Raw genomic sequence first — 24,352 nt, forward strand, 5'->3', positions numbered from 1 at the left:
ACTTATGGAGGCTAATTATGAGGAATAATAATATAGTAATTAAGGGTAATAGAGATGGAATAAATATAATTATAAATAATAATGGTTTTAAAGATTTTGACGAAATGCTTGAAAGTTTAATTAAAAGGCTTTCAACTGGAAAAATGTTTTATAAGGGATGTACTCTGAAAATAACAACGGAATTAAAGAGCTTAAATGAAAAGCAATTTAATAAACTTAAAAATATATTGTTTGAAAAATTTCTCATAAAGGATTGCATATTTGAGGACAGCAGTGAAAAACCAAGCAAAGTATTTTCAGGAATTTACGAAGGAAGAACTAAATTTTTGCATAGGACGGTTAGAAGTGGCCAAATAGTAAATTATTCGGGAAATATAGTTGTAATTGGAGATGTAAACGCAGGTTCCGAAATATATGCAGGGGGTAATATAATAGTTTTTGGAGCACTTCATGGATATGCTCATGCTGGATTTGGGGGGAATGCAAAAGCTATAGTTGCTTCAATTTGTTTGCAGCCGGAAATGCTTCAAATTGCAGACATAGTTACCAGATCACCAGAGGACAATATTAAACCACAGTATCCAGAAGTAGCTAAGATTAGGGAAAATATAATAATAGTAGAACCCTATTTGCCTAATAAGTTTATTTGATATCTCATAGTTAGTAAGAACTTCAGCTTTATTTTATGCTGAAGTTCTTTGTTAGTAACTTTAAAGCTATATAATTGGTATAAATTGTACTGAATAATATTCTGGATTATTCTTGCTATGTCTAGTATAATATTCTATAGATGGTTTTATTGCTTAGATGATTATCGTTAATTGTATACGTTCATATATTAAGAGAGATTTGTCTAATAAATTTATTTGATGGAGGTAGTATAGATGGGAGAAGCAATTGTAGTAACATCAGGCAAAGGTGGAGTTGGGAAAACTACTACTACGGCAAACATAGGTACTGCATTAGCTGCTTTGAATAAAAGTGTAGTAGTAGTAGATGGAGATACAGGACTTAGAAATTTAGATGTTCTTATGGGACTTGAAAATAGAATTGTATTTACTATACTTGATGTAGTAGAAGACAAGTGCAGATTAAAGCAGGCTCTTATAAAGGATAAAAGACTACCAAACTTGTATCTTCTGCCTACAGCACAAACAAGAGATAAAGATGACATAAGTACCCAAGATATGCTAAATTTAATTGAAGAATTAAAAAGTGAATATGACTACGTAATTATAGATTGTCCTGCAGGAATTGAGCATGGATTTGAAAATGCAATAGTAGGGGCAGATAGGGCATTAGTTGTAGTAAATCCTGAAGTTACTTCAGTTAGGGATTCTGACAGAGTCATTGGAAAGTTAGATGCTAAAGGAATTGAAAAACATCAACTTATAGTAAACAGAATAAATTATGAAATGACTAAAAATGGAGATATGCTGGATGTAAATGACATATTAGACAGTTTGGCTATAGAACTTATAGGAGTAGTGCCGGATGACAGAAATATAACTATTTCTACAAATAAAGGTGAACCTATAGTACTCACTAGCAGCTCATTATCAGGACAAGCATTTAGAAATATAGCTAAAAGAATAACAGGGGAAAAAGTGCCTCTTATGGATTTGAATACTAGCCATGAAGGATTATTTTCTTCAATAAAGAAACTATTTGGTATTAAATAAAGGGGGAGTAAGGGAATGGATTTGTTTAAGATGTTCTCTAGGCAATCTTCCAAAGATGTAGCTAAAGAAAGATTGAGATTAATACTAATACACGATAGATGTGATATGTCAAAAGAGGTATTAGACAATATAAAGGATGACATACTTAAAGTACTTTCAAAATATATGGAGATAGATCGTTCTGAAATAGATGTAAAAATGACAAATTCAGAGGAATTAACGGGAAATTCAGCAGCACTTGTGGCCAGTATACCTATAAAAAAGGTTAAGTATAATAAATAGGCTATGTATAAATTATGCATAGCTTTTTTATGTTCCTGTGTTATAATCATTATAGTTGCATTGGAGGGATGTATAAAATGCTTGAAAAATTTGTTATAAACAGGAAGCTTTTAAGGGAATTTGATTTTCCTCTACTAATTACTGTTATAATTATATGTATCTTTGGAAGTTTAAATATTTATAGTGCTTCCCATATGAGTGATGGGACTTATTATCTTAAATCCCAGCTTATGTATATGGCTGTAGGGCTTGTACTAACTTATTTTATACTTCTAGTAGATTATTCTGTGATAAAAGGTTATGTCGGCATAATATACTGGTTTGGTGTGTTTCTACTTATAATAAATTGTATACCGGCATTTCAGGCTACAGTTAATGGAGCTTCATCGTGGATTAAGCTTGGTCCTATTAGAATGCAGCCTTCTGAATTTGCAAAAATAGGTATTATATTAATGATTGCAAAAAAACTAGAGGATATGGAAGGAAACATAAACAATGTAAAAAATTTTATAAAGCTTATGATTTATCCACTTATTCCTATGGCTCTAATTGTAAAACAGCCTGATATGGGAATGACAATGGTATGTTTCTTTGCAGTTCTTGGGATAGTTTTTATTGCAAAATTGGATTTAAGAGTATTAATAGGAGGGCTTTTGGCATTAACTGTTTTAATAGTTATAGCTTTAAATACGCCTCTTATAGAAGAGTATCAAAAAATGAGAATTATATCTTTGTTTAATCCTGAAAAATATCAAATGTCTTATGCCCTTCAGGTTACCCAATCACAAATAGGAATTGGTTCAGGTGGAATTTGGGGAAAAGGATTCTTGAAGGGAACTCAGATATCAGGAGGGTATGTACCAGAGGCCCATACAGATTTTATATTTTCTGTAGTTGGAGAAGAATGGGGACTTGTTGGGGCTTTAGCTTTGATACTGTTTTATGTTATTATACTTTATAGATCCATAAAAATATCCAGGGAAGCTAAAGATATTTTTGGATCTATAGTATGTGTAGGAATAGCTTCAATGATGCTATTTTCAATTTTTCAAAATGTAGGTATGACTATAGGATTACTTCCTATAACAGGTATAACATTGCCTTTTATGAGTGCAGGTGGAAGTTCGCTGCTTGCAGCATTTATAGAAATAGCTTTAATTTTAAACATAGGTATGAGAAGAAAAAAAATTAACTTTTAGGGGGGAATTTTGTATGAGAATTGCTTTTATAGCACATGATAAGAAGAAAGACGATATAGTAGATTTTGTAAAAAGATATAAAGATGTTTTTGAAGGCCATGAGATTTTTGCTACAGGAACTACAGGAAAACTTATAAATGAGATGACAGGTCTAAAAGTTAATAGATTTCTTTCAGGACCTTTAGGCGGGGATCAGGAAATAGGAAGTAAAGTGGCACAGGGAGAAATGGATATAGTTATTTTTTTAAGAGATCCTTTAACTTCACAGCCACATGAACCAGATATTGCTGCATTACTTAGAATCTGTGATGTTCACTGTGTTCCTCTAGCTACTAATTTAGGTTCTGCAGAAGTTTTTGTAAAAGCACTAAAGTCACATAATTAATAGACAAGCTATATTCTATAGAGTTTCTAAACGAAAAATCAACTTATACTCCGGATATTCTTTACAACATTCAGCTCGTTAAATATTTTGATAAGGCGAAGCAAAAAATTTTGAAAAAATACTGAGAACTTTTGAAAACTCGTACCTCAAACAATTCAAAAGTTCTAGATTTTTTAAAAATTTTTACCTAAGTCTTATATACAAAATATTTAAAAGAGATTCATTATTGTAAAAATATGCCTACGTATAAGTTGATTTTTAAGTTAGAAAACTTATACGTAGGCATATTTTTACTAATTGGGCATTGTGAACGGTGAATTAATTTAAGTTCCATAACTATTAACTTTTAATTATTAAAAATATGCTTAAGTAATAAATAGGTCGTCCCTTAAATATATATAATTATGTGTATCATTTTAAATGGGGGAATCTATATTGGGAAATTATGATTCGGAATACCAAAATTATTATAATTCGTTAAAAGGAAGAGCCAATTACTCACCGTACCATGATAGAATGAGAAATAGTGGAAGTTTCTTTTTTCAAAAAGATAATTATTTGGTCAAGAGAATTATAAGGGATCTAATAGGAGTGTTAGTGTTGTTTGCATTCGTTATAGTTTGTAAAATTGTACAAACTCCACAGACTAAAAGTGTATATAGTTATTCTAAGGAAGTTGTGAATGAAAATTATGATTATAGCAAAATAGAAACTCAACTCAAAAATATAAATATAAATGATATTAAAAACGGGGCTGAAAATGTAATGAATCGTATTAGAGTAAATGAAGAAGAATAAATTTTAAGAGGTATTTCTGTGATTAAAATAAGTAAATATTTTATACCATATGTGATATTTCTGATTTTTATAGGGTATAAAGGGAAACTTATTTATACTTTTATTATAGTTTTCTTTCATGAAATGGTTCATTATTTAGTTGCTAGGTATTATAAATTTTCTGGGTTTGACATAGAATTTATAGCAATAGGGGCAGTTATAAAGCTTAAAGATATAGATGAAGCATTTCCAAGAGAAGATCTAATGATTTCAATTTCTGGTCCTGCAGCTAATTTAATTTTTAGCGCAGTTTTTTATTTTGCATATAAGAATTTTTGCTCAAGCATTTTCTATATGTTCTTCTCTATAAATTTAGCTATAGGATTATTTAATTTAATACCGGCTTTTCCTTTGGATGGAGGAAGAATATTGAGAAGCATCTTAAACTTAAAAATGACTTATAGAAAAGCAAATAGAATTATGATAATGACAAGTATACTTATTGGAATATCACTTATGTTTATGTACATTCTCTTATTTTTAAATGGATATAGCAATTTTAGTATAGGAATAATAGGGATATTTATAGTTACTACTTCTTTAAAGGAAAATGAAAGGATATCATATATAATTATGGGTGATATAATTAGAAAAAGGTACAAATTTATAAAGAGAGGTTATATTGAAAACAGGGCTTTATCAATATACTATAAACAGAATTTGCTTACAGCTATGGGGCTATTTGATAAGAATAAGTATAATACATTTATGGTCTTAGATGATGAGATGAATTTAATAGATACAATATACGAAGAAGAAATTATAGAAGGGTTGAAGTTATATGGAAATATAACTCTAGAAAAATTTATTGAAATATTAAATGATAAATAATACTTTTTAACCTAAGGAAAGAACAAGATTGTATAGATTTTGTCTTTGTCTTAGGTTTATATATTTTAAATTATTTTTGGTTATGCTAAAATATAGGGATGATACCTAAGAGGAGGATTTTTAATGAATAGAATTTCTGATGATATATTATTTAAAGTGGAAAAACCTGCCCGATATATTGGAGGGGAGATGAATTCCTATGTAAAAAATAAGGATGAAGTAGATATTAGATATGCATTTTGCTTTCCGGATGTATATGAAGTTGGAATGTCATACCTTGGTATGAAAATACTTTACTATATACTAAATGAAAGAAAAGATACTTATTGTGAAAGAGTATTTGCACCCTGGCCTGATATGGAAGAACTTATGAGAAAAAATAATATATCACTTTATGGACTTGAAAGCAAAGATCCTATAAAGAATTTTGATTTTATAGGGTTTACTCTTCAATATGAAATGAGTTATACCAATATTTTAAATATGTTAAATTTAGCTGGACTTTCTATTAGGGCTTCTGATAGAGGAGAAGAAGATCCTATAATTATGTGTGGAGGGCCTTGTGCCTATAACCCTGAACCTCTCTTTGATATAGCAGATATGTTTGCTTTAGGTGAATCAGAGGAACAGATGAACGAGATTATGGACCTTTACAAAGAGTATAAAGGAAGAAAAAAAGAATTTTTGAGGGCGGTGTGCCATATAGAGGGTATATATGTGCCTTCTCTTTACGATGTAAACTATAATGAAGATGGAACCATAAGAGAATTTAAACCGCTTTATGATGATGTGCCACCTAGGATTACTAAAAGGATAATCAAAAATTTTAATGATGTGGAATATCCAGATAAAATTATAGTGCCTTATACAGATATAGTACATGACAGGATAACTCTTGAGACTTTTAGGGGATGTACTAGAGGATGCAGGTTTTGTCAGGCAGGTATGATATACAGGCCTGTAAGGGAGAAAAAAACATCTAAACTTTTGGAAACAGCAGATAAGCTTATAAAAAGTACAGGATATTCAGAGGTATCTCTTACTTCTTTGAGTATATGTGATTATTCAGATTTAAAAAATTTAGTTGTTAATTTTATAAATGGACATGAAAAAGACAAAGTAGGGTTATCCTTGCCTTCACTTAGAATAGATTCTTTTTCTGTAGGACTTATAAATGAAATACAAAAAGTTAGGAAAACTGGACTTACTTTTGCACCAGAGGCAGGAAGTCAGAGGATGAGAGATGTAATAAATAAGGGTGTTACAGAGAAAAATTTGATGGATTCTGTAAGCAGTGCTTTTGAATCTGGATGGTCTACCATAAAGTTGTATTTTATGATAGGGCTTCCCTATGAAACTATGGAAGATATAAAGGAAATTGCACATTTATCCCAAAAAGTAGTGGATGAATATTTCAAAGTACCTAAGGATAAAAGAAAAAAGGGATTAAAAGTAACAGTTAGTACTTCAATATTTGTGCCAAAACCTTTTACACCATTTCAGTGGACTGCTCAAATAAAAATGGAAGATGTTAAAGAAGAAATTAGAGAATTGAGATCTTCCATAAACAGTAGGCATATAGTATATAATTGGCATGAGAGTCCTTTAAGCTATTTGGAAGCTGTATTTGCAAGGGGAGATAGAAGGCTCTGTGAAGTACTTATTAAAGCTTATGAAAAGGGAGCTAAGTTCGATAGCTGGTCAGAGTATTTCAATTTTGATTTATGGGAAGAAGCCTTTAAAGAATGTAATGTGGATGGCGATTTTTATGCTTATAGAAATAGAAATTATGAAGAAATACTTCCCTGGGATTTCATAGATATAGGAGTAAATAAGAAATTCTTAATAGAGGAAAATGAAAAAGCTAAAAGGGCTGAAGTAACTCCGGATTGTAGATTGGGATGTAAAAATTGCGGAGTTAATATTAATTTAGGAGGTGAATGTTTTGAGAGCTCAGTACTTAATAAAGTTCAGTAAAAAACATAATATAAGATTCATAGGGCATCTTGATTTATTGAGGACCATACAGAGGATGATAAAGAGATCAGAGCTTCCTGTAGAATATTCTAATGGATTTAATCCACACATAAATATGTCTATAGCACAGCCTCTAGCTGTAGGAGTTTATTCCTGTGGAGAATATATGGATTTATATTTTGAAAAAGAAATTTCAGAAGATCATATTAAAGAAAAATTAAATAAAAATGCACCTAGTGGAATAGGAGTATTAAGGGTGGATAAAGTAAAAAATGTAGAAAATAAAAAAGTATTTAAATCCATGGCAGAAATAAATGCAGCTAAGTACATAATCAACATAAAATATAAAGACATAAGTAAACTTAAAGAAAGTATGGAAAGTTTAATGAAATCTCCAACTTGGAATACGATAAAAAAGACCAAAAAAGGAGAGAAAGAAATAGATATAAAAAAATTAGTAAAGGAATTGAACTATGAAGTCTCTGAAAATAGACTTAGACTAGAAACTGTTATAAGCTGTGGAAGTGTAGAAAATTTATCTCCAGAACTTTTATCAAGTTTTATACAAAACAATACTGAAAATGCTGACAAAGAGTGTTTTATTGATATAATGAGAGAAGAAGTGTATGGGAGAAGACAGAATAAGTTACTCCCATTACATGAGTATGTATCAGACTTATATTAACCTGAAGGAGAGGTGAATTATGGTTTGGAAGAAATATTTGTTGAAAGAAGTGCGGAAGGTTTTTTGAGAATTGCTATAAAGGAAAATGATATTCTAAAAGAATGCCATATTCAGGAAGAAAGAGGCAATGCTTACCCGGGAGAAGTGTACATAGGTGTAGTTAAAAATGTAGTACCAGCTATAAAATGTGCTTTTATAGATATAAACTGCAGGAGAAATGCCTATATGTATATGGACAGCAAGTTTAGAAATCTTAACTTAAAAAAAGGTGAAAAAATTTTGGTACAGGTAACAAAGGAAGATTATGGAAGAAAAGGAGCCAAAGTTATTAAGATTATAAGCTTACCAGGTAAATATTGCGTTTTAAGTAATTTTAGCAAAGGCATGAGGTTTTCACAAAAAATACAGGATGAATCGTTTAAGAAGCTTATATTGGAGAAAATAAAAATACCATCAGGTATTGGGGTAATGATAAGAACCGATGCCCAGAATGTTCCAGCAGAATTTATAAATAAAGAAATCCATAAATTGAATGATATATATAACAAGATAAAAAATAAAGCTCAGTATGCCCTAAAGCCTGAACTCATGTTTGATAGTGGGGGTGCGCTGGGTGAAGTACTTAGAGATAGATTGTGGGATAGTAATTTAAAGATATATGTAAACAATGATGTGGATTATAAATATATAGAGGATTTTCTAAAAGGTGTATGCAATGTAAATGTACACCTAGAACTGTATACGGGTGAAAAAACTCTTCTGTCTCATTATAATATGGAAAATCAAATATTAAATTTACGAAATAATAGAATAGAATTAAATTGTGGTGGATATATAGTTATAAATAAAACAGAAGCTATGTTTGTAATAGATGTTAATTCGGGTAAAAACATAAGAAATAATAAAATGGATAAAACAGTATTTATAACTAATCTGCAAGCGGCGGAAGAAATTGCAAGGCAAATAGTGCTTAAAAATTTAAGTGGAATAATATTAATAGATTTTATAGATATGGAAGATGAGGCAGATAAGAAAAAGGTTATGGACAAACTTAAAGCTGGTTTCTTAAATAGCAAAAGTAAGGTTGTTATATACCCTTTTACGGAGTTGAATCTAGTGCAGATAGCTAGAAAAAGACAGGGTAAACCAATATATGATTATATAGAGGAAGATTGCAGGTACTGTGATGGAACGGGAAAAAAAATAAAACTATCTTATATGATGGTTCTCATAAGAAATGAAATTTCAAATATAAGTTGTGACAGGGATGTAAAAGATTTTCACATACAGATAGATGTATCTTATGAAAAAGATGTTAAAAATAATATGGATAGGTTTATAAAAGGCATAGGTGCTGGGGACAAGAGAATATATATTACTTATGAAAAGAAAGTATCTTATAAGATAGAACCCCTTGAGTTTATGAGCCAGATAGAACATCTGAAAGAGTTTAAAGTAAATTGAAAAAACTTTACAAACAATAACATATGTGTTAAAATGGCATTTGTAGACCGCTCAAAAAAGGTTTTATAAATTATAGAAGAATGGATTTTCTATATACCTTTTAGGCGAGACTGGATTGAGGAGGTGTTTTAAATGTATGCAGTTGTAGCTACTGGTGGAAAACAGTATAAGGTTTCAGAAGGAGACGTTATATATGTTGAAAAATTAGATGCTGAAGTTGATTCAACAGTTGAACTTGACAAAGTTTTAGTAGTAGGTAAAGATGACGCAGGTGTAGTTATTGGAAAACCTGTAGTTGAAGGAGCTAAAGTAAGTGCTAAGGTATTGGCACAGGGAAAAGCTAAAAAAGTTATAGTCTTCAAGTATAAGGCTAAAAAGGATTACAGAAAGAAGCAGGGACATAGACAGCCTTACACTAAATTACAAATTGAAAAAATTGATGCGTAATTATGATTGAAGCGTTTTTTAAAAGAGAATCTTGTAATTTGGTTTCAGTTGTACTTAAAGGCCATGCGGAATCAGTAAACCAAGGGTATGACATGGTGTGTAGCGCTGTTTCTGCCATATCTCAAACTACTGTAATAGGAATAACAGAAGTGTTAAAGCTTGAATTAAAGTACTCTATAAAGGATGGATTTTTAAGCTTTTCTTTAAAAGATATGAAACAGGATGACATTTTAAAATGTCAGGTACTTGTGGAAACTATGTTACTCGGTTTGAAAAGTATTGAATTTAATTTTAGTGAATATATAAATGTAAAGGTAGAGGAGGTGTAATTTTATGTTAATTATGAATCTTCAACTATTTGCCCATAAAAAAGGAGTAGGTAGTTCAAGGAATGGTAGAGATAGTGAATCTAAAAGATTAGGTACTAAATCTGCTGATGGACAGTTTGTTTTAGCTGGAAACATATTAGTTAGACAGCGAGGAACAAAAATTCATCCTGGAACTAACGTTGGAAGAGGATCTGACGATACTTTATTTGCAAAGATAGATGGTGTAGTTAGATACGAAAGAGTAGGAAAGACTAAAAAGAAGGCCAGCGTATATCCTTTAAAGTTAGAAGAATTAGCAGCTGAATAGTATTATTAAGGCACCCTAATGAGGGTGCTTTTTTAAAATTCCTTATTTTAAGAAAAAAGTTGTATACTGTGGTTAGAGTGAATTACTTACTTATCTGTGGGAATAATAGAATTTAGAATAAAGTGATTTTTTAATTTAATATAATTAACTTTTGAAAGGAAGTGAGCGGCATGTTTGTAGATACAGCTAAAATATTTGTAACCTCTGGAGATGGTGGAGATGGATCCATTTCTTTTAGAAGGGAAAAGTATGTAGCCTTTGGAGGACCAGATGGTGGAGATGGCGGAAAAGGCGGAGATGTTATACTTGTAGTAGATACAGAAAGCACTACACTTTTGGATTTTGCATATAGGAAAAAGTATCGTGCAGAAAAAGGTGAAAATGGAGCAGGATCTAAGTGTTTTGGAAGAAATGGAAAGGATCTTTACATAAAGGTACCTATGGGAACAGTTGTAAAGGATGTGAAAACGAATAAAATAATGGCAGATCTTGCTCATCCTGAAGACAAATGCATAGTTGCAAAAGGTGGAAGAGGTGGAAGAGGAAATGTGAGGTTCACAACTCCTGTAAGGCAGGCACCAGATTTTGCTGAGCCAGGAATGCCAGGAGAAGAAAGATATATATCCTTGGAACTTAAGTTACTGGCAGATGTAGGACTTTTAGGATTTCCCAATGTAGGCAAATCAACTCTTTTGTCTATAGTGACTAAGGCTACACCTAAAATTGCAAATTACCATTTTACAACATTATCTCCTAATCTGGGAGTAACTAATATTTCAGGAATAAAAAGCTTTGTAATAGCAGATATACCAGGTATAATAGAAGGTGCAGCAGAAGGAGTAGGCCTTGGAATTGAATTTTTAAGACATATCCAAAGGACAAGACTTTTAATACACGTAGTAGATATATCAGGAATTGAAGGAAGAGATGCTTTCGATGACTTTACCAAAATAAATAATGAATTGAAAAAGTATGATGTAAAACTCTGGGATAAACCTCAGATAATTGCTGCAAACAAATCAGATATGTTATATGATAATGAATTATTTGAAAACTTCAGAAAAAAAGTTGGTCAATTAGGATATGACAAGGTATTTAAAATATCTGCAGCTACAGGACAGGGTGTTAAAGAACTTATGAAGGAAGCTGCTAGGATACTAAGTACTATACCTGTAGAAAATATTGAAATAAATGAAGAAGATAAATTTGTACCTGAAGAAAAGAAATTTACTTATAACATAAGAAAAGAAGAAAATACTTTTATAGTGGAAGGAAGTTTTGTTGATAGGTTACTTGGAAGCGTCAATGTAAATGATCCTGACGAATTACGATATTTTTATAAGGTACTTAAAAACAAAGGAGTTATGCAGGAATTAATGGATATGGGAATTAAAGATGGGGATGTAGTTAAGCTGAATGATTTTGAATTTGATTATGTAATGTAATAAAAAAATAAATGGAGAGAAAATAGATGGTTAAAAAAGCTATTTTTGGGGGAACATTTGATCCAATACACAATGGACATATACATATAGCTTATGAAACTTTATATAGATTGGGAGTAAATAATATTGTATTTATACCGACAGGTAATCCTCCCCATAAAGCGAACAAAGATGTAACAAGTGCTTTTTTGAGATACGAGATGGTAAAGGCAGCTGTAGGTACGGAAAGTAAATTCTCTGTAAGTAAATATGAAATAAATAAGCCTAATTTAAGCTATACGTATAATACCTTAAAACATTTTAATAAAGTCGAAAGGAAAACCAAATGGTATTTCCTAACAGGAGTAGACTGTCTAATGGACATTGAAAATTGGAACAGGGTAGAGGATATATTTAAGTTGTGTCAATTTATAGTATTTAATAGGCCAGGGTTTCCGGATTTTACTGCACAAAACATAAAAGAACAGAAAGAAAAAATAGAAAAAAAGTATTCTACTAAAATTATATATTTAGATGCTCCTCTATTTGATATTTCTTCTACAGATATACGAAAAAATATTAAAATGGGCAGAAATGTGAGTTATCTTCTTCCCGAGAGTGTTTATGACATTATTAAACAACATAATCTTTATAAATAAAATTAAATAATTTTTTGGAGTGATAAGGGATGTGGAGTGAAGAACAGATCAAAGAATATTTAAATGAGAAGCTGAAGAAAAACAGATATGAGCATAGTTTGAGTGTACAGGATACGGCAATAAAGTTAGCTGAATTTTATCATGTGGATGTTAAAAAGGCAAGTACAGCAGGGCTTGTTCATGATTGTGCTAAGCACATGTCAAATGATGAAATTTTGTCTATGGCACATGAGAATCAGATTCCTATAGATGAAGTAAGTGCATTAAATCCTCAACTTCTCCATGGAAACATTGCTGCAGTTATAGCAAAAAATGTTATGGGGATTTATGATGAGGAAATATTGAGTGCAGTAGCTTGCCATACCACAGGTAAAAAAGATATGAATCTTTTAGAAAAGATAGTGTATATTGCAGATTACATAGAGCCTTTAAGAAATTTCCCAGGAGTAGAAATACTTAGAGAAGAGGCGTTTACAAATTTAGATACTGCGCTTTTAGATGCCTTTAATAATACTATAAAAGTTGTAATTGATAGGGGACAACTCTTGCATGTAAATACAATTAGCGGCAGAAATTATTTGGTTTTTAAAAAAGCTCATAGATAAATTTTAATTGTATACAAGTAAATACGCTATAATTAGTATATTATAAATTTTAAGCTTATTTTAGGAGGTTTTTTATAATGGAAAAAGAAATAATAAGCACAAAAAAAGCGCCAGGGGCTGTAGGACCTTATTCTCAGGCTGTTAAGGTTGGAAACTTTTTATTTACATCAGGCCAAATTCCACTGGATCCATCTACAGGAGAATTAGTCTCAAGTGACATTAAAAAGGCAACAGAGAGGTCACTTGAAAACATAAAAGCTTTACTAGAAGAAGCAGGAACAAGTTTTGATAAAGTTATTAAGACTACTGTATATGTAAAAAGTATGTCAGATTTTGCAGCTGTAAATGAAGTATATGCAAAATATTTTAAAAAGGATATGCCTGCAAGATCTTGTGTAGAAGTAAAGCTTCCAAAAGATGCATTGGTTGAAGTAGAAGTAATAGCATTAGTTGATTAATTGTAGAGTTCTTAAACGAAAAATAAATTTATACTCCGAATATTTTTACAATTACAAGTACGATTAAATGTTTTGATAAGTCTAAGCAGAAAATTTACAAAAACATAAGGGCTTTTGAAAGGTCGTACCTCAGACAATTCAAAAGCCCTAAGTTTTTTGTGAATTTTCCACTAAGACTTATATGGAAAATATTTAAATGTACTTGCTTATTGTAGAATATTTTTACGTATAAGTTTATTTTAAGTTAGAAACTCCTAACACTTAAGAAAATCATCCATAACTATTAATTATATTTAGCAGTTTCATGCAGAAAGGAAGAGTTGTATGACGGAAAATAAGATAGTATTTACAGTAGACGAAAAAGATGAAGGCTTGAAATTGAGATATTATCTGCAAAGAGTTCAGAGACTTTCAGGCAGACTTATAAAAGGGGCGGCCTTGAGTGGAAGGATAGAGATAAACAATAAAAGGGTAAAATTAAACCATATAGTAAAGTCAGGGGAAAGTATATCTTTAAACCTTGTAAAAGAGGAATCTCAAAATGTAGAGCCTGAGAAGATGGATATAGAAGTAGCATACGAAGATGATGATCTGATAGTTGTAAATAAAAGACCAGGTATAGTGGTGCATCCTACAAGAAGTTATCCCTCAGGTACTTTGGCTAACGGACTTATGTATTATTTTAAGGAAAAAGGAGAAGACTGTATAGTCAGATTAGTAAGCAGATTGGATATGGATACTTCAGGTCTTATAATAGTTGGAAAAAATCAATTTGCTCATATGGCTCTGGCAAGAGATATGAAGAGTGAAGAATTTGAAAAAAGTTACATTGCTGTTATCCATGGCAAGATGAAAGAAAATGAAGGAACTATAGATTTACCAATATATAGGCAAGAAGGAGAAGATATAAGAAGAATTATAGATGAAAGAGGACAGAAAAGTATTACTCACTATAAGGTAATAAAGGATTTTAAGAATGATCAGTTATTAAAGCTTACGTTAGAAACGGGAAGAACCCACCAAATAAGAGTACATTTAAGTTATTTAGGTCATCCTCTTTATGGAGATACATTGTATGGAAAAGAGGATGACAGTATGTATATAAATAGGCAGGCACTTCATGCTTATAGGCTTAAGTTTCCACACCCTAGGGGAAATAAGATATTGGAGCTAGAAACTGCTATTCCAGAAGATATTCTAAAATTAATAGAAAAAATAAGCTGAAACCCTATGTATTTTAAGTTTCAGCTTATTTTAATATGATTATTTGTTAGAGAATACACGTTTTTTCAACACAAATACAACAGCTAAAATTATAATGATAATTGGTACAGCGAGTAAATACTTATTTTTCATGATAATTTTTTGCATATTATTAGAATTTAATACTTGTTTTTCACCATGAGCTATACTGCTTGCAAGCTTTAATTTCCCTATTTCTTTTCCTTCAAAGGATATAGAAGCTTCGTCAACTATATCTCCCTTTTTAAAGAATCTAAACATTAAGTTTTTATCCTTTAGGGTTACCTGGGGTACATTTGTATCATCCTTAGGCTTAATATAGTAAAAATCATAAGCAGCAATTAGTGGAATAGAAAGTCCATCTTTATTATAAGTTGTGACTAAAGCTCCTTTTTGGTACAATTTAGTAAAGGTAAAATTGTTAAATCCAAAATTAAATAGGGATACTGCGTCAGGAAAAAAAGTTTTATTTTTATCATGAATTAGTGCAACTATAAGCTGTTGTCCATTTCTTGTAGCTGTAGATACGTAGGAGTGAAATGATTGTACAGTATATCCTGTTTTACCTCCTAGGCATCCACTGTAATAATAGGTGGATTGTTTTTGTATCAATTTATTTTCATTCCATACTTCTCTTGGCTGTGGGGATTTGTTGGTAGCTGGGATAGTGTAAGATATAGTAGTAGCTATCTTAGAATATTCAGGATGCTTAGATAATGCTCTCATCATTAGAGCTAAATCCCTTGCTGAGGTTTTATGGCTTTCATCAAATAATCCAGTAGGATTTACAAAATTGGTATTTTTGGCGCCAAGTTCCTTAGCCCGTTTATTCATCTTAACTACAAACTTATCCATAGTACCACCTATATGCTCTGCTAGTGCTTCTGCACAATCGTTGTCTGAAGCTAGCAGTAAACCATATAACAAATCCTTTACAGTTAATTGCTCGCCTTCACAGAGTCCAACTCTAGTTCCATCTACATTTGGTGGATTTTTACCGATTATAACTTTATCATTTAAATTTGTATTTTCAAGTGTTAAAAGTGCAGTCATTATTTTGGTAGTGGATGCTGGTGGATACGCAGTGTCTGGGTTTTTAGAATACAAAAGCTGGCCAGTAGCTGCATCCAAGATTACAGCGCCATCAGCTGAAACAGGAGGAGGCATTTCTTTAGCATGAACTACTCCATAGGGATTATTAGAACAAATAAGCAAAAACAGTAGTGCAAATGTGACTATTCTTTTCATTTTTTCCTCCTTTAGGACAATTCCTAAATATTATATCAAAAAAATAATATATATGCGACATAATTTTTTTAAATTGTCAATAATTTAAATTATAAACATAAATATATTTCATTGCAAATTACAATTATATAAGGCATTTGAAAGAAAATAACAAGTCAAAGATGCGACGGATATTTTTTATCAGACAAGGAGGCAGGTTCCGCAGATAGTGAATCCTATCTAAGGGTTCTACCGACGCAGTATGATAAAAAATATCCTAGTATACTGACTAGTTATTTCTTTGAAAATGCCTAAAAGGAGAATAGTAATGAGAGATAAGAAAAAAATTATAGGTTCAATTGTTATTTTGATTATATTTGCCTTATTCTTAATTATAGGATATGTGAATTCAAGGCCATCCAGTAATACTGCAGTGAAGAGTGAAGAAGTATTTAAAGATCAGGATAATACTGGAGAAGCTTCTAAAAGTAAATCAGATAAGGGCATAACTGTATATGTAAATGGAGAAGTTAAAAATCCTGGAGTTTATAAATTGAAAAATGATAGTAGAATACAGGATATCGTAAAGGAAGCAGGTGGATTTACAGCTGCAGCGGATACAAGTAAACTAAATTTAGCTAAGAAGTTAAAGGATGAAGATTATATATATGTAGACAAAAAAGGAGATAATGGATCAAATAAGGTTGAATCCGGAGGAAAAGGAGGCAGTAGTGGAGGAGTAGAACAAGACGGAAGGGTAAATATAAACAAGGCTTCCAAAGAGGAATTAAAAACAATATCTGGAGTTGGAGATGTTACTGCCCAAAAGATAATAGACTATAGAGAAAAAAATGGTAATTTTTCTTCTATTGAGGATTTAAAAAAAGTGGGAAGAATAGGTGATAAAACCATTGAAAAGATAAAGGATAAGATAGATGTAAGGTAAATGTAGACAGATGAAGTTTGTTATAAAATGGTGTACAATATTGTAGAGAATGAATTTCTATTGGAGGTGTTATTTTGAAGTATAAAAGACTAACAGAACTTACTCGAACTTCTGGGTGAGCAGCTAAAATAGGACCGGAGGCCCTTTCTAAAATACTGGGTAAGTTACCTCGAATGGAAAACGAAAATTTAATGGTTGGTATAGAAACTTCGGATGATGCTGCGGTTTATAAATTAGATGATGATACAGCAGTAATACAAACACTTGATTTTTTTACACCAATAGTGGATGATCCTTATACTTTTGGTCAAATAGCTGCAGCAAATTCTCTAAGTGATATATATGCCATGGGAGGAAAGCCTAAAGTAGCACTTAATATAGTTTGTTTTCCTTCCTGTCTTCCTGAAGAGGTGCTAGGAGAAATACTAAAAGGTGGTGCTGATAAAGTTATTGAAGCAGGTGCAGTAGTAGTGGGAGGCCACACTGTAGAGGACAATGAGCCTAAATATGGGTTGTCAGTTATGGGACTCGTACATCCTAATAACATACTTAAAAATTGTGGATCTGAAGTAGGGGATGTAATTATACTTACTAAGCCGTTAGGTATAGGAATAATTAATACTGCCATAAAAGGAGAAATGGCATCTAAAGAAGCGTATGATAAGGCAGTTAGAGTTATGTCTACTTTAAATAAGTATGCAGGAGAAATAGTAAGTAAATACTCTGTAAGTGCATGTACAGATGTAACTGGTTTTGGAATTATGGGACACGCATATGAAATGGCTTCTGCCTCTGGTGTTACATTAAAGCTTTATGCAAGTAGAATACCTTATATACAAGAGGCAAGAGAATATGCCGAAATGGGGTTGGTACCGGCAGGTGCATATAGAAATAAAGACTATTTGAAAGGTAAATATTCAATAGAAAATGTACCTGAGTGGATGGAAGATATTTTATTTGATCCACAGACATCTGGTGGGCTTCTTATAACTTGCAGCAGGTCAGAAGGTATTAAAATTATGGAGGAACTTTCAAGGCTTGAAGTAAAATCTTCTGTAATAGGTGAAGTCATACCTATTCAGGTGAAGAAATATATAGAAGTAGAATAATGGTTTAAAGGGGTGAAAATCAAGTTGTGGATAAAAAACAATTATTAAGAAAACTTCCTAAGATGGATGAACTCTTGAATGAAGAAATTGTAAAATTAGAGGCTGGCACTACAATGAAAGAAATTGTAATGGAATCTTTAAGAGAAGCTGTAGACAATTATAGAAATCTTATTTTAAAGGGTAAAATTGAAGACTTTACAAAAGAAGGTATATTGAAAAGCTTTAGAATAATAATTGAACAAAAAAAACAGCCCAACTTGAAAAATGTAATAAATGCTACGGGAGTTATCATACATACTAATCTAGGGAGATCCATTTTAAGTGATGGTGCTTTAAAGAATGTAATTGACGCAGCTCATAATTATAGTAATTTGGAATACGATCTGGAAAAGGGCACAAGAGGATCTAGGTATAGCCACGTAGAAGAGCTGATTAAAAGGATTACAGGAGCAGAGGCTTCTTTAGTTGTAAATAACAATGCAGCTGCAGTAGTCTTGGTTTTAAATACTCTTTGCAGTGGAAAGGAAGCCATAGTGTCCAGGGGGCAACTGGTGGAAATAGGGGGCTCTTTTAGAATACCTGAAGTTATGGAATTCAGTGGAGTTAACCTTGTGGAAGTAGGAACAACTAATAAAACCCATCTCAAAGATTATGAGAATGCCCTTAGTGAAAATACGGGAGCATTTTTAAAAGTTCACACATCTAATTTCAAAATAATTGGTTTTTCAGAAGAGGTGTCTTTAGAAGAACTGGTGAAACTGTCAGTAAAAAGCAGGATACCAGTAGTAGAGGATATAGGAAGCGGAACACTTGTAGACTTTTCTAAATATGGATTTGAGTATGAGCCTACAGTACAGGAAAGTATAGATAAAGGTGTTGACGTAGTTACTTTTAGTGGAGATAAAATGCTGGGAGGGCCTCAGGCGGGCATAATTGTAGGAAAGAAAAAATATATAGACAAGATGAAAGAAAATCAGCTTACAAGGGCTCTTAGAATAGATAAAATGACTCTTGCAGCTCTTGAAGGCACATTAAAATATTATCTAGATGAAAGTGAAGCAATAAAAAATATACCAACACTGCATATGATACTTGCAAGTGAAGACGAGCAAAAACGCAGGGCTCTTATTTTGAAGGAAAAGCTTGAAAATAAGAATTTGAATTTTAAATTTACTGTAGAAGGAGATTATTCCATGGTAGGAGGGGGATCCATGCCGGGACAAAAAATACCTACCTATGTAATTAAAGCAGAAAGCAGCAGTGTATCACCAGAGCAGGTTGATAAAAAGTTTAGAAAGAGAAGAGTACCTATAATTGTACGGTTAGCGCATAATCAAGTTATAATGGATTTAAGAACTATGCTAGATAGGGATTTTGATGTTTTGGTAGATGCTTTTACAGAGTTTTAGCTTAAGGTATTTCTTTCAAATGCCTAACTTGATACATTTCAGTTTGGAGGTAATTTTGCATGAAGCATGTTGTAATAGGAACAGCGGGGCATATAGACCATGGCAAAACTGCACTTATAAGAGCCTTGACAGGAAGGGAAACTGATACTTTAAAAGAAGAGAAAGAAAGAGGAATATCCATAAACCTTGGATTTACTTTCTTTAATTTGCCATCAGGGAAAAAAGCTGGAATTATAGATGTGCCTGGCCATGAAAAATTTATAAAAAATATGTTAGCTGGGGTTAGTGGTATAGATTTAGTACTCATGGTGATTGCAGCAGATGAGGGAGTTATGCCGCAGACCAGAGAGCACTTTGAAATACTTCAACTTTTAAATGTAAATAAAGGTATTATTGTCGTTACTAAAATAGATCTAGTAGATGAAGAGTGGCTGGATATGGTATTAGAGGATATAAAGAAAGAGTTTAAAGGAACTTTTTTAGAGAATGCTCCCATATGCAAAGTTTCTTCTAAAACTAAAATTGGTTTAGATTCTCTGGCGAAAGAAATAGATAGACTTACAGAAGATGTTTCCTGTAAAGATGTAAGAGGGCATTTTAGACTTCCAGTAGACAGAGTTTTTTCTATAAGTGGATTTGGCACAGTTGTAACGGGTACCGTAATTAGTGGAAGTATTAGAGAAGGTGAACAAGTACAAATATATCCTTCCAAAGTATTATCTAAAGTGAGAGGTATACAAATAAATGATAAGCAGGTAAAAAGAGCTGAAGCAGGTGAAAGATGTGGAATAAATTTAGCTAATGTAAAAACCAGTAATATAGATAGGGGAGATGTAATATCGCTAGAAAATTTAATGGAACCATCTCTCATGATAGACTGCAAATTACATTATTTAAAGAGTGCACCAAAACCTTTGAAAAATAGACAAAGGGTAAGGATTTACCATGGTACCAGTGAAATCATATGTAGGGTAGTAATACTTGATAAGAAGGAAGTAAATCCAGGAGAAGATTCTTACGTTCAATTTAGATTGGAAAAGCAGCTTACTTCCCAGAGAAAAGATAGATTTGTAATAAGAAGCTATTCTCCTATGAGTACAATAGGTGGGGGAATTATAATAGAACCTTCTGCTAAGAAAGCTAAAAGATTTAATGAGGAATATATAGAAGAGTTAAGAATAAAAGAAAAAGGGAATACACAAAATATACTAGAAGGTGTCATTAAAAATTTAAGCGAAAATTATCCTAAAGAAGAGGATATATTAAAAGCTTTGGGCAAAAACGAAGTCAGCATAAAGAATCAGTTAAAAAAGCTAGTAGATAGTGGAATAATAATATTATTAAATGGAGGAGAAAAAACTGTATATCTTCATAAAGATTTTTTGAATGAAAAAATTAATGTATTAGAGAATATACTAGAAAAGTTTCATGAAGATAATCCTTTAAAAATAGGAATATCTAAAGAGGAAATTAAAAATAAAGTATTTGGAAAAAAAATTAAGCAAAAAATATATGATTGTATAATGGAGTTTTTGGAAAATGAAAATGTTATAAACACTTACAAAAATTTTGTATCCCTAATAGATTTTCAACCTAAATACAATGATATGCAGAATGATATTAGAAAAAATATACTGAGTGAGTTTAAAAAGCAAAAGTTTATTCCACCAAAGTATTCAGATTTAGAGAGTATGTGCAAGGATAAAAAATCATTTAAAATGGTATTTGAATCTTTAGTTGATAGAGAAGATATAGTTAAAGTTTCTGAGAATTTCTGGCTTCTTTCTGAGTACTATGAAAAAGCTAAAGATATTGTAATAAATTTTATAAAGGAGCATGGAAGCATATCAATTGCTGAATTTAGAGATGAACTGCAAACCAGCAGAAAGTATGCTTTAGCACTTATGGAACATTTTGATGCTATAAAGTTTACCAAGAGAATGGAAGATAAAAGAATCCTTTATTAACCACATATGAATTCGTTGACATTAGGTTTTGGTTTACTTATAATAGTACTTGGCGATTTCAAATGGGAGTAGATAGGTGCTGGTGTGCCTGCCAGTCTTCAAAACTGTGTTGTCGTGCTAATACCACGATGGGTGAGTTCGATTCTCACATATTCCCGCCAGTTGATATTACAAGCTTTAGATATCAAGGATTCAGATGGATTACATAAAATAGATTATATATTTAAAGGGATTTCTATAATAGTTATGTTATAGAAATCCTTTTTTTGCTTTGCCTAAAAAGAGAGGAGATTAGTTATATCAATGGTTGGAAGGAAAAATGCGTAATATTTTACAATATATGAATTTAATATAAATTTAATTTCATGAGCAACTCTAATGTGTACATTTTGTATAAATTATTATTAAAAAAATGTACATTCTGCAAATAGAATTACAAATTTCCATTTGCTATAATATAATTATATCAAATAGTTGATAAATTACGACGATTTCTGCTGGTTCTTTTGTTACTTATACGATAATAAAAAATGTATAAATTTAGTCAGGAGAATTAGAGATTATGACATATCTTTTCAATTAAGGCAGCAGATACATATCCTGATTAGGGCCAATTAAATGTTGTGAACAGCTGAGGACCTGTATTTTCTTAATGTAAATGTTTAATAGGATTTTTGGGGTGTAGGATGATGAACATATTATATACAAAAATATTGTAAAAGCACCTAATCTCATTTTCCTGAATCCCGCTGTGTTATTTTTATCAACTATGTGTACAATGGGTGATATGGTCGTGATACCTATTGTAAGTAATTTATACTAGGTATTAAAAATGATAATTTAGCCAATGCTATTATTAGCGGATCATCCATGATAGGTGTTATTTTTGCTTTATTGGTGCTACTTTAGTAGACACAATAAACAAAAAGACATTAATAATTATCAGCTTTGTCTTGTTGACGTTTACTTCTGTTTTTGACAGTGCAATTGTCAACGATTACTATATGTTGGTATGCCGTTTGATTGTTATGGGCGTCGTATTGGGATTAGAAGTAGTACTGGAAAATATTCAGGATACAGCAATTGGTATAATGGGCGTAGTAAACGAAATTGCGTTATTTTTTTGTGTATATGCAGTTACAGGTATGAAATCAATTATGGAATTTACTTCCTCTTTGTCCGTATGGCCAATATTAGGTGTGATTTGTCTTGTGGCTGGTGTATTTGCCGTAATTGGATTTATTAAAAGTGAAAAAAGTTTTGATGAAAAGTATAAGGTACAAATCAAAGAAGTTTAAAGTGTTGTAGTATTAATTGACACAATTGTAACTTAAGTAAATGTTTAAAGAAGGGGTGTATATTATGATAATAATTGGTGAAAAAATTAATGGAGCGATTCCTTCCACAGGTAAAGCCATTGCAGCAAAGGATTCAGAATTCATAAGAAATCTTGCAATAAAGCAAACAGAAGCAGGTGCAGATTTTATTGATGTTTGTGCTTCAGTGGATGACGACATTGAACTGGAAACAATGAAATGGCTTATAGACATCGTACAGGATGCAACCGATGTGCCTATCGCAGTGGATAGTCCTAACCCCCACACATGCGTAGAAGCCATGAAATACTGTAAGAAGCCAGGCCTTTTCAATTCCGTGTCAATGGAAGGGGACAAGATTGATGTGGCATTTCCTGCAATCGCTGATACAAAATGGGAGTGTGTTGCTCTCTTGAACAGCGACAAAGGAATTCCCAAAACTGCTAAAGACCGTTTGGATGTATTTGCAGAGTTAATGGCAAAAGTAAAAGAATACAACATTGATCCGTCCAGGATGCATATTGATCCCTTGATTGAAATGCTGTGTACATCAGAAGAAGGAATTAACATGGTAACCGAAGTTATGAAGAAAATCAAAGAATTGTATCCTACGATTCATGTTGTTGGAGCTGTTAGTAATATCTCCTTTAATATTCCAGCCAGGAAAATTGTCAATCAGGCATTTGCAGTATTGGCTATGAATGCAGGAATGGACAGTTTTATTCTTGATCCATTAAATCAGGATTTAATAGGGATGTTGTTTGCAACAGAAGCACTATTAGGTGAAGACGAGTACTGCATGGAATATATTAGAGCATACAGAGAAGGAATATTTGGTAAAAAGAAATAATTACATAAATAATAAGGATAAATAATTATATAAACAATAAGGAGGAAAAAATAATGTCTAAAATTGAAGAAGTAAAAGTTAATTTAGAGGCAGGTAAAACTAAACTTATTAAAGGATTGGTGCAGGAAGCACTAGATGAGGGAAGCAAAGCAGAAGATATACTTCAAGCTATGATTGACTCAATGGGTGTTGTAGGCGATAAATTCTCCACAGGAGAAATATTCGTACCTGAAATGTTAATAGCAGCAAAAGCAATGTCAAGAGGTGTAGAAGTGCTTAAACCTCATCTTGCAAGTGGGGCTTCAACTTCTTTAGGCACATGTGTTATTGGAACAGTTGCAGGTGATTTACATGATATTGGTAAAAATCTAGTTTCAATGATGATGGAAAGCACTGGATTTAAAATAGTAGACCTTGGAGTAGATGTACCTGCTGATAAATTTGTTGAAGCAGTTAAGGCAAATGAAAATGTAAAAATAGTAGCATGCTCAGCACTTCTTACTACGACAATGGCAGCTTTGAAGAAAACAGTTGAGACTTTAAGAGAAAGTGGATTAAAAGGATTCAAGATAATGGTTGGTGGTGCTCCTGTAACAGCTGAATTTGCGGATTCAATAGGAGCAGATGCATATACACCTGATGCAGGTAGTGCTGCAGTTAAGGCTAAAGAATTGGCAACGGCATAAATATATTATAAATAATATAAGGAGGTATT

At 31.8% G+C, this 24,352-nt stretch carries 26 protein-coding genes and 1 tRNA gene; 26 read left to right on the forward strand and 1 reads right to left on the reverse strand.

All coding sequences use genetic code 11. The features are described from left to right. The first annotated feature begins 17 nt into the window (after positions 1–17). The 18 genes from minC (at position 18) to CLJU_RS03660 (ending at position 14,795) form a co-directional block, all read left to right on the forward strand. Positions 18–650, forward strand: a complete 633-nt coding sequence (gene minC, locus CLJU_RS03575; RefSeq protein ID WP_013237396.1) for a septum site-determining protein MinC — start codon at positions 18–20, stop codon at positions 648–650. Positions 651–884: 234 nt separating this feature from the next. Then, positions 885–1,682 (forward strand): septum site-determining protein MinD, encoded by a 798-nt coding sequence (gene minD, locus CLJU_RS03580; protein ID WP_013237397.1) that lies wholly within the window; start codon positions 885–887, stop codon positions 1,680–1,682. Between the two features lie 15 nt (positions 1,683–1,697). Further along, positions 1,698–1,964 carry a cell division topological specificity factor MinE gene (gene minE, locus CLJU_RS03585; RefSeq protein ID WP_013237398.1) on the forward strand — a complete coding sequence of 89 codons (267 nt, stop codon included), beginning with the start codon at positions 1,698–1,700 and terminating at the stop codon, positions 1,962–1,964. Positions 1,965–2,041: 77 nt separating this feature from the next. Further along, positions 2,042–3,163, forward strand: coding sequence for a rod shape-determining protein RodA (rodA, locus tag CLJU_RS03590; protein ID WP_013237399.1), 1,122 nt, complete (start codon positions 2,042–2,044; stop codon positions 3,161–3,163). Positions 3,164–3,176: 13 nt separating this feature from the next. After that, complete coding sequence (gene mgsA, locus CLJU_RS03595) at positions 3,177–3,548, forward strand: methylglyoxal synthase (RefSeq protein ID WP_013237400.1); 372 nt, start codon at positions 3,177–3,179, stop codon at positions 3,546–3,548. 435 nt (positions 3,549–3,983) lie between these two features. Next, on the forward strand, positions 3,984–4,346 hold the full coding sequence (locus tag CLJU_RS03600; protein WP_013237401.1) for a hypothetical protein: 363 nt from the start codon (positions 3,984–3,986) through the stop codon (positions 4,344–4,346). Positions 4,347–4,364: 18 nt separating this feature from the next. Further along, the gene (locus tag CLJU_RS03605; RefSeq protein WP_013237402.1) at positions 4,365–5,216 is read left to right on the forward strand and encodes a M50 family metallopeptidase; all 852 of its coding nucleotides are present in this window, start codon (positions 4,365–4,367) and stop codon (positions 5,214–5,216) included. A 123-nt stretch (positions 5,217–5,339) separates the two neighbouring features. Further along, complete coding sequence (locus tag CLJU_RS03610; RefSeq protein WP_013237403.1) at positions 5,340–7,193, forward strand: TIGR03960 family B12-binding radical SAM protein; 1,854 nt, start codon at positions 5,340–5,342, stop codon at positions 7,191–7,193. Further along, complete coding sequence (locus CLJU_RS03615) at positions 7,162–7,878, forward strand: TIGR03936 family radical SAM-associated protein (protein ID WP_041705035.1); 717 nt, start codon at positions 7,162–7,164, stop codon at positions 7,876–7,878. The genes CLJU_RS03610 and CLJU_RS03615 overlap by 32 nt, the downstream gene beginning before the upstream one ends. Before the next feature lie 24 nt (positions 7,879–7,902). Beyond that, a complete protein-coding gene (locus tag CLJU_RS03620; RefSeq protein WP_013237405.1) occupies positions 7,903–9,342 on the forward strand; it encodes a ribonuclease E/G in 1,440 nt (479 codons plus the stop codon). A 132-nt stretch (positions 9,343–9,474) separates the two neighbouring features. Further along, entirely contained in the window at positions 9,475–9,789 is a 315-nt protein-coding gene (rplU, locus tag CLJU_RS03625; protein ID WP_013237406.1) for a 50S ribosomal protein L21, read from the forward strand. Between the two features lie 2 nt (positions 9,790–9,791). Next, positions 9,792–10,118: a ribosomal-processing cysteine protease Prp gene (locus CLJU_RS03630; RefSeq protein WP_013237407.1), complete on the forward strand. Its 327-nt coding sequence runs from the start codon at positions 9,792–9,794 to the stop codon at positions 10,116–10,118. 4 nt (positions 10,119–10,122) lie between these two features. Beyond that, complete coding sequence (rpmA, locus tag CLJU_RS03635) at positions 10,123–10,425, forward strand: 50S ribosomal protein L27 (protein WP_013237408.1); 303 nt, start codon at positions 10,123–10,125, stop codon at positions 10,423–10,425. A 170-nt stretch (positions 10,426–10,595) separates the two neighbouring features. Then, positions 10,596–11,870, forward strand: coding sequence for a GTPase ObgE (gene obgE, locus CLJU_RS03640; protein ID WP_013237409.1), 1,275 nt, complete (start codon positions 10,596–10,598; stop codon positions 11,868–11,870). A gap of 26 nt (positions 11,871–11,896) precedes the next feature. After that, complete coding sequence (gene nadD, locus CLJU_RS03645) at positions 11,897–12,508, forward strand: nicotinate-nucleotide adenylyltransferase (RefSeq protein WP_013237410.1); 612 nt, start codon at positions 11,897–11,899, stop codon at positions 12,506–12,508. A gap of 29 nt (positions 12,509–12,537) precedes the next feature. Continuing rightward, positions 12,538–13,113, forward strand: a complete 576-nt coding sequence (gene yqeK, locus CLJU_RS03650) for a bis(5'-nucleosyl)-tetraphosphatase (symmetrical) YqeK (RefSeq protein ID WP_013237411.1) — start codon at positions 12,538–12,540, stop codon at positions 13,111–13,113. Between the two features lie 77 nt (positions 13,114–13,190). Beyond that, complete coding sequence (locus CLJU_RS03655) at positions 13,191–13,571, forward strand: RidA family protein (protein ID WP_013237412.1); 381 nt, start codon at positions 13,191–13,193, stop codon at positions 13,569–13,571. A gap of 324 nt (positions 13,572–13,895) precedes the next feature. Beyond that, on the forward strand, positions 13,896–14,795 hold the full coding sequence (locus tag CLJU_RS03660; RefSeq protein WP_013237413.1) for an RluA family pseudouridine synthase: 900 nt from the start codon (positions 13,896–13,898) through the stop codon (positions 14,793–14,795). A 39-nt stretch (positions 14,796–14,834) separates the two neighbouring features. On the opposite strand, the gene CLJU_RS03665 is transcribed toward CLJU_RS03660, so the two are convergent. Beyond that, positions 14,835–16,061: a D-alanyl-D-alanine carboxypeptidase family protein gene (locus tag CLJU_RS03665; RefSeq protein ID WP_013237414.1), complete on the reverse strand. Its 1,227-nt coding sequence runs from the start codon at positions 16,059–16,061 to the stop codon at positions 14,835–14,837. A gap of 307 nt (positions 16,062–16,368) precedes the next feature. On the opposite strand from CLJU_RS03665, the gene CLJU_RS03670 reads away from it, so the two are divergent. The 8 genes from CLJU_RS03670 to CLJU_RS03700 all read left to right on the forward strand — a co-directional run bounded on the left by CLJU_RS03670 (position 16,369) and on the right by CLJU_RS03700 (position 24,323). Then, positions 16,369–16,986, forward strand: coding sequence for a helix-hairpin-helix domain-containing protein (locus CLJU_RS03670; RefSeq protein WP_013237415.1), 618 nt, complete (start codon positions 16,369–16,371; stop codon positions 16,984–16,986). Between the two features lie 74 nt (positions 16,987–17,060). After that, on the forward strand, positions 17,061–18,095 hold the full coding sequence (gene selD / locus CLJU_RS03675; RefSeq protein ID WP_087943146.1) for a selenide, water dikinase SelD: 1,035 nt from the start codon (positions 17,061–17,063) through the stop codon (positions 18,093–18,095). Positions 18,096–18,121: 26 nt separating this feature from the next. Next, positions 18,122–19,504, forward strand: coding sequence for an L-seryl-tRNA(Sec) selenium transferase (gene selA / locus CLJU_RS03680; protein ID WP_013237417.1), 1,383 nt, complete (start codon positions 18,122–18,124; stop codon positions 19,502–19,504). A 59-nt stretch (positions 19,505–19,563) separates the two neighbouring features. Next, positions 19,564–21,471, forward strand: coding sequence for a selenocysteine-specific translation elongation factor (gene selB / locus CLJU_RS03685; protein ID WP_013237418.1), 1,908 nt, complete (start codon positions 19,564–19,566; stop codon positions 21,469–21,471). 64 nt (positions 21,472–21,535) lie between these two features. Continuing rightward, positions 21,536–21,632: transfer RNA gene (locus CLJU_RS22145), tRNA-Sec, on the forward strand. Between the two features lie 879 nt (positions 21,633–22,511). After that, the gene (locus CLJU_RS03690) at positions 22,512–22,769 is read left to right on the forward strand and encodes a hypothetical protein (protein ID WP_029170134.1); all 258 of its coding nucleotides are present in this window, start codon (positions 22,512–22,514) and stop codon (positions 22,767–22,769) included. A gap of 64 nt (positions 22,770–22,833) precedes the next feature. Beyond that, positions 22,834–23,637 (forward strand): methyltetrahydrofolate cobalamin methyltransferase, encoded by an 804-nt coding sequence (locus CLJU_RS03695; RefSeq protein ID WP_013237420.1) that lies wholly within the window; start codon positions 22,834–22,836, stop codon positions 23,635–23,637. Positions 23,638–23,690: 53 nt separating this feature from the next. Continuing rightward, positions 23,691–24,323 carry a corrinoid protein gene (locus CLJU_RS03700; RefSeq protein ID WP_013237421.1) on the forward strand — a complete coding sequence of 211 codons (633 nt, stop codon included), beginning with the start codon at positions 23,691–23,693 and terminating at the stop codon, positions 24,321–24,323. Positions 24,324–24,352 lie beyond the last annotated feature (29 nt).

This window comes from Clostridium ljungdahlii DSM 13528 (assembly GCF_000143685.1).
Classification (GTDB): Bacteria; Bacillota; Clostridia; order Clostridiales; family Clostridiaceae; genus Clostridium_B; species Clostridium_B ljungdahlii.

Bases quoted from the DNA above. Each gene is read 5' to 3' on its own strand.
- CLJU_RS03655 (WP_013237412.1), top strand. From the start codon at position 13,191: ATGGAAAAAGAAATAATAAGCACAAAAAAAGCGCCAGGGGCTGTAGGA.
- CLJU_RS03660 (WP_013237413.1), top strand. From the start codon at position 13,896: ATGACGGAAAATAAGATAGTATTTACAGTAGACGAAAAAGATGAAGGC.
- mgsA (WP_013237400.1), top strand. From the start codon at position 3,177: ATGAGAATTGCTTTTATAGCACATGATAAGAAGAAAGACGATATAGTA.
- CLJU_RS03695 (WP_013237420.1), top strand. From the start codon at position 22,834: ATGATAATAATTGGTGAAAAAATTAATGGAGCGATTCCTTCCACAGGT.
- minE (WP_013237398.1), top strand. From the start codon at position 1,698: ATGGATTTGTTTAAGATGTTCTCTAGGCAATCTTCCAAAGATGTAGCT.
- yqeK (WP_013237411.1), top strand. From the start codon at position 12,538: ATGTGGAGTGAAGAACAGATCAAAGAATATTTAAATGAGAAGCTGAAG.
- selB (WP_013237418.1), top strand. From the start codon at position 19,564: ATGAAGCATGTTGTAATAGGAACAGCGGGGCATATAGACCATGGCAAA.
- CLJU_RS03665 (WP_013237414.1), bottom strand. From the start codon at position 16,061: ATGAAAAGAATAGTCACATTTGCACTACTGTTTTTGCTTATTTGTTCT.
- CLJU_RS03610 (WP_013237403.1), top strand. From the start codon at position 5,340: ATGAATAGAATTTCTGATGATATATTATTTAAAGTGGAAAAACCTGCC.
- nadD (WP_013237410.1), top strand. From the start codon at position 11,897: ATGGTTAAAAAAGCTATTTTTGGGGGAACATTTGATCCAATACACAAT.
- CLJU_RS03630 (WP_013237407.1), top strand. From the start codon at position 9,792: ATGATTGAAGCGTTTTTTAAAAGAGAATCTTGTAATTTGGTTTCAGTT.
- minC (WP_013237396.1), top strand. From the start codon at position 18: ATGAGGAATAATAATATAGTAATTAAGGGTAATAGAGATGGAATAAAT.
- CLJU_RS03700 (WP_013237421.1), top strand. From the start codon at position 23,691: ATGTCTAAAATTGAAGAAGTAAAAGTTAATTTAGAGGCAGGTAAAACT.
- obgE (WP_013237409.1), top strand. From the start codon at position 10,596: ATGTTTGTAGATACAGCTAAAATATTTGTAACCTCTGGAGATGGTGGA.
- rplU (WP_013237406.1), top strand. From the start codon at position 9,475: ATGTATGCAGTTGTAGCTACTGGTGGAAAACAGTATAAGGTTTCAGAA.
- rodA (WP_013237399.1), top strand. From the start codon at position 2,042: ATGCTTGAAAAATTTGTTATAAACAGGAAGCTTTTAAGGGAATTTGAT.
- CLJU_RS03670 (WP_013237415.1), top strand. From the start codon at position 16,369: ATGAGAGATAAGAAAAAAATTATAGGTTCAATTGTTATTTTGATTATA.
- minD (WP_013237397.1), top strand. From the start codon at position 885: ATGGGAGAAGCAATTGTAGTAACATCAGGCAAAGGTGGAGTTGGGAAA.
- rpmA (WP_013237408.1), top strand. From the start codon at position 10,123: ATGTTAATTATGAATCTTCAACTATTTGCCCATAAAAAAGGAGTAGGT.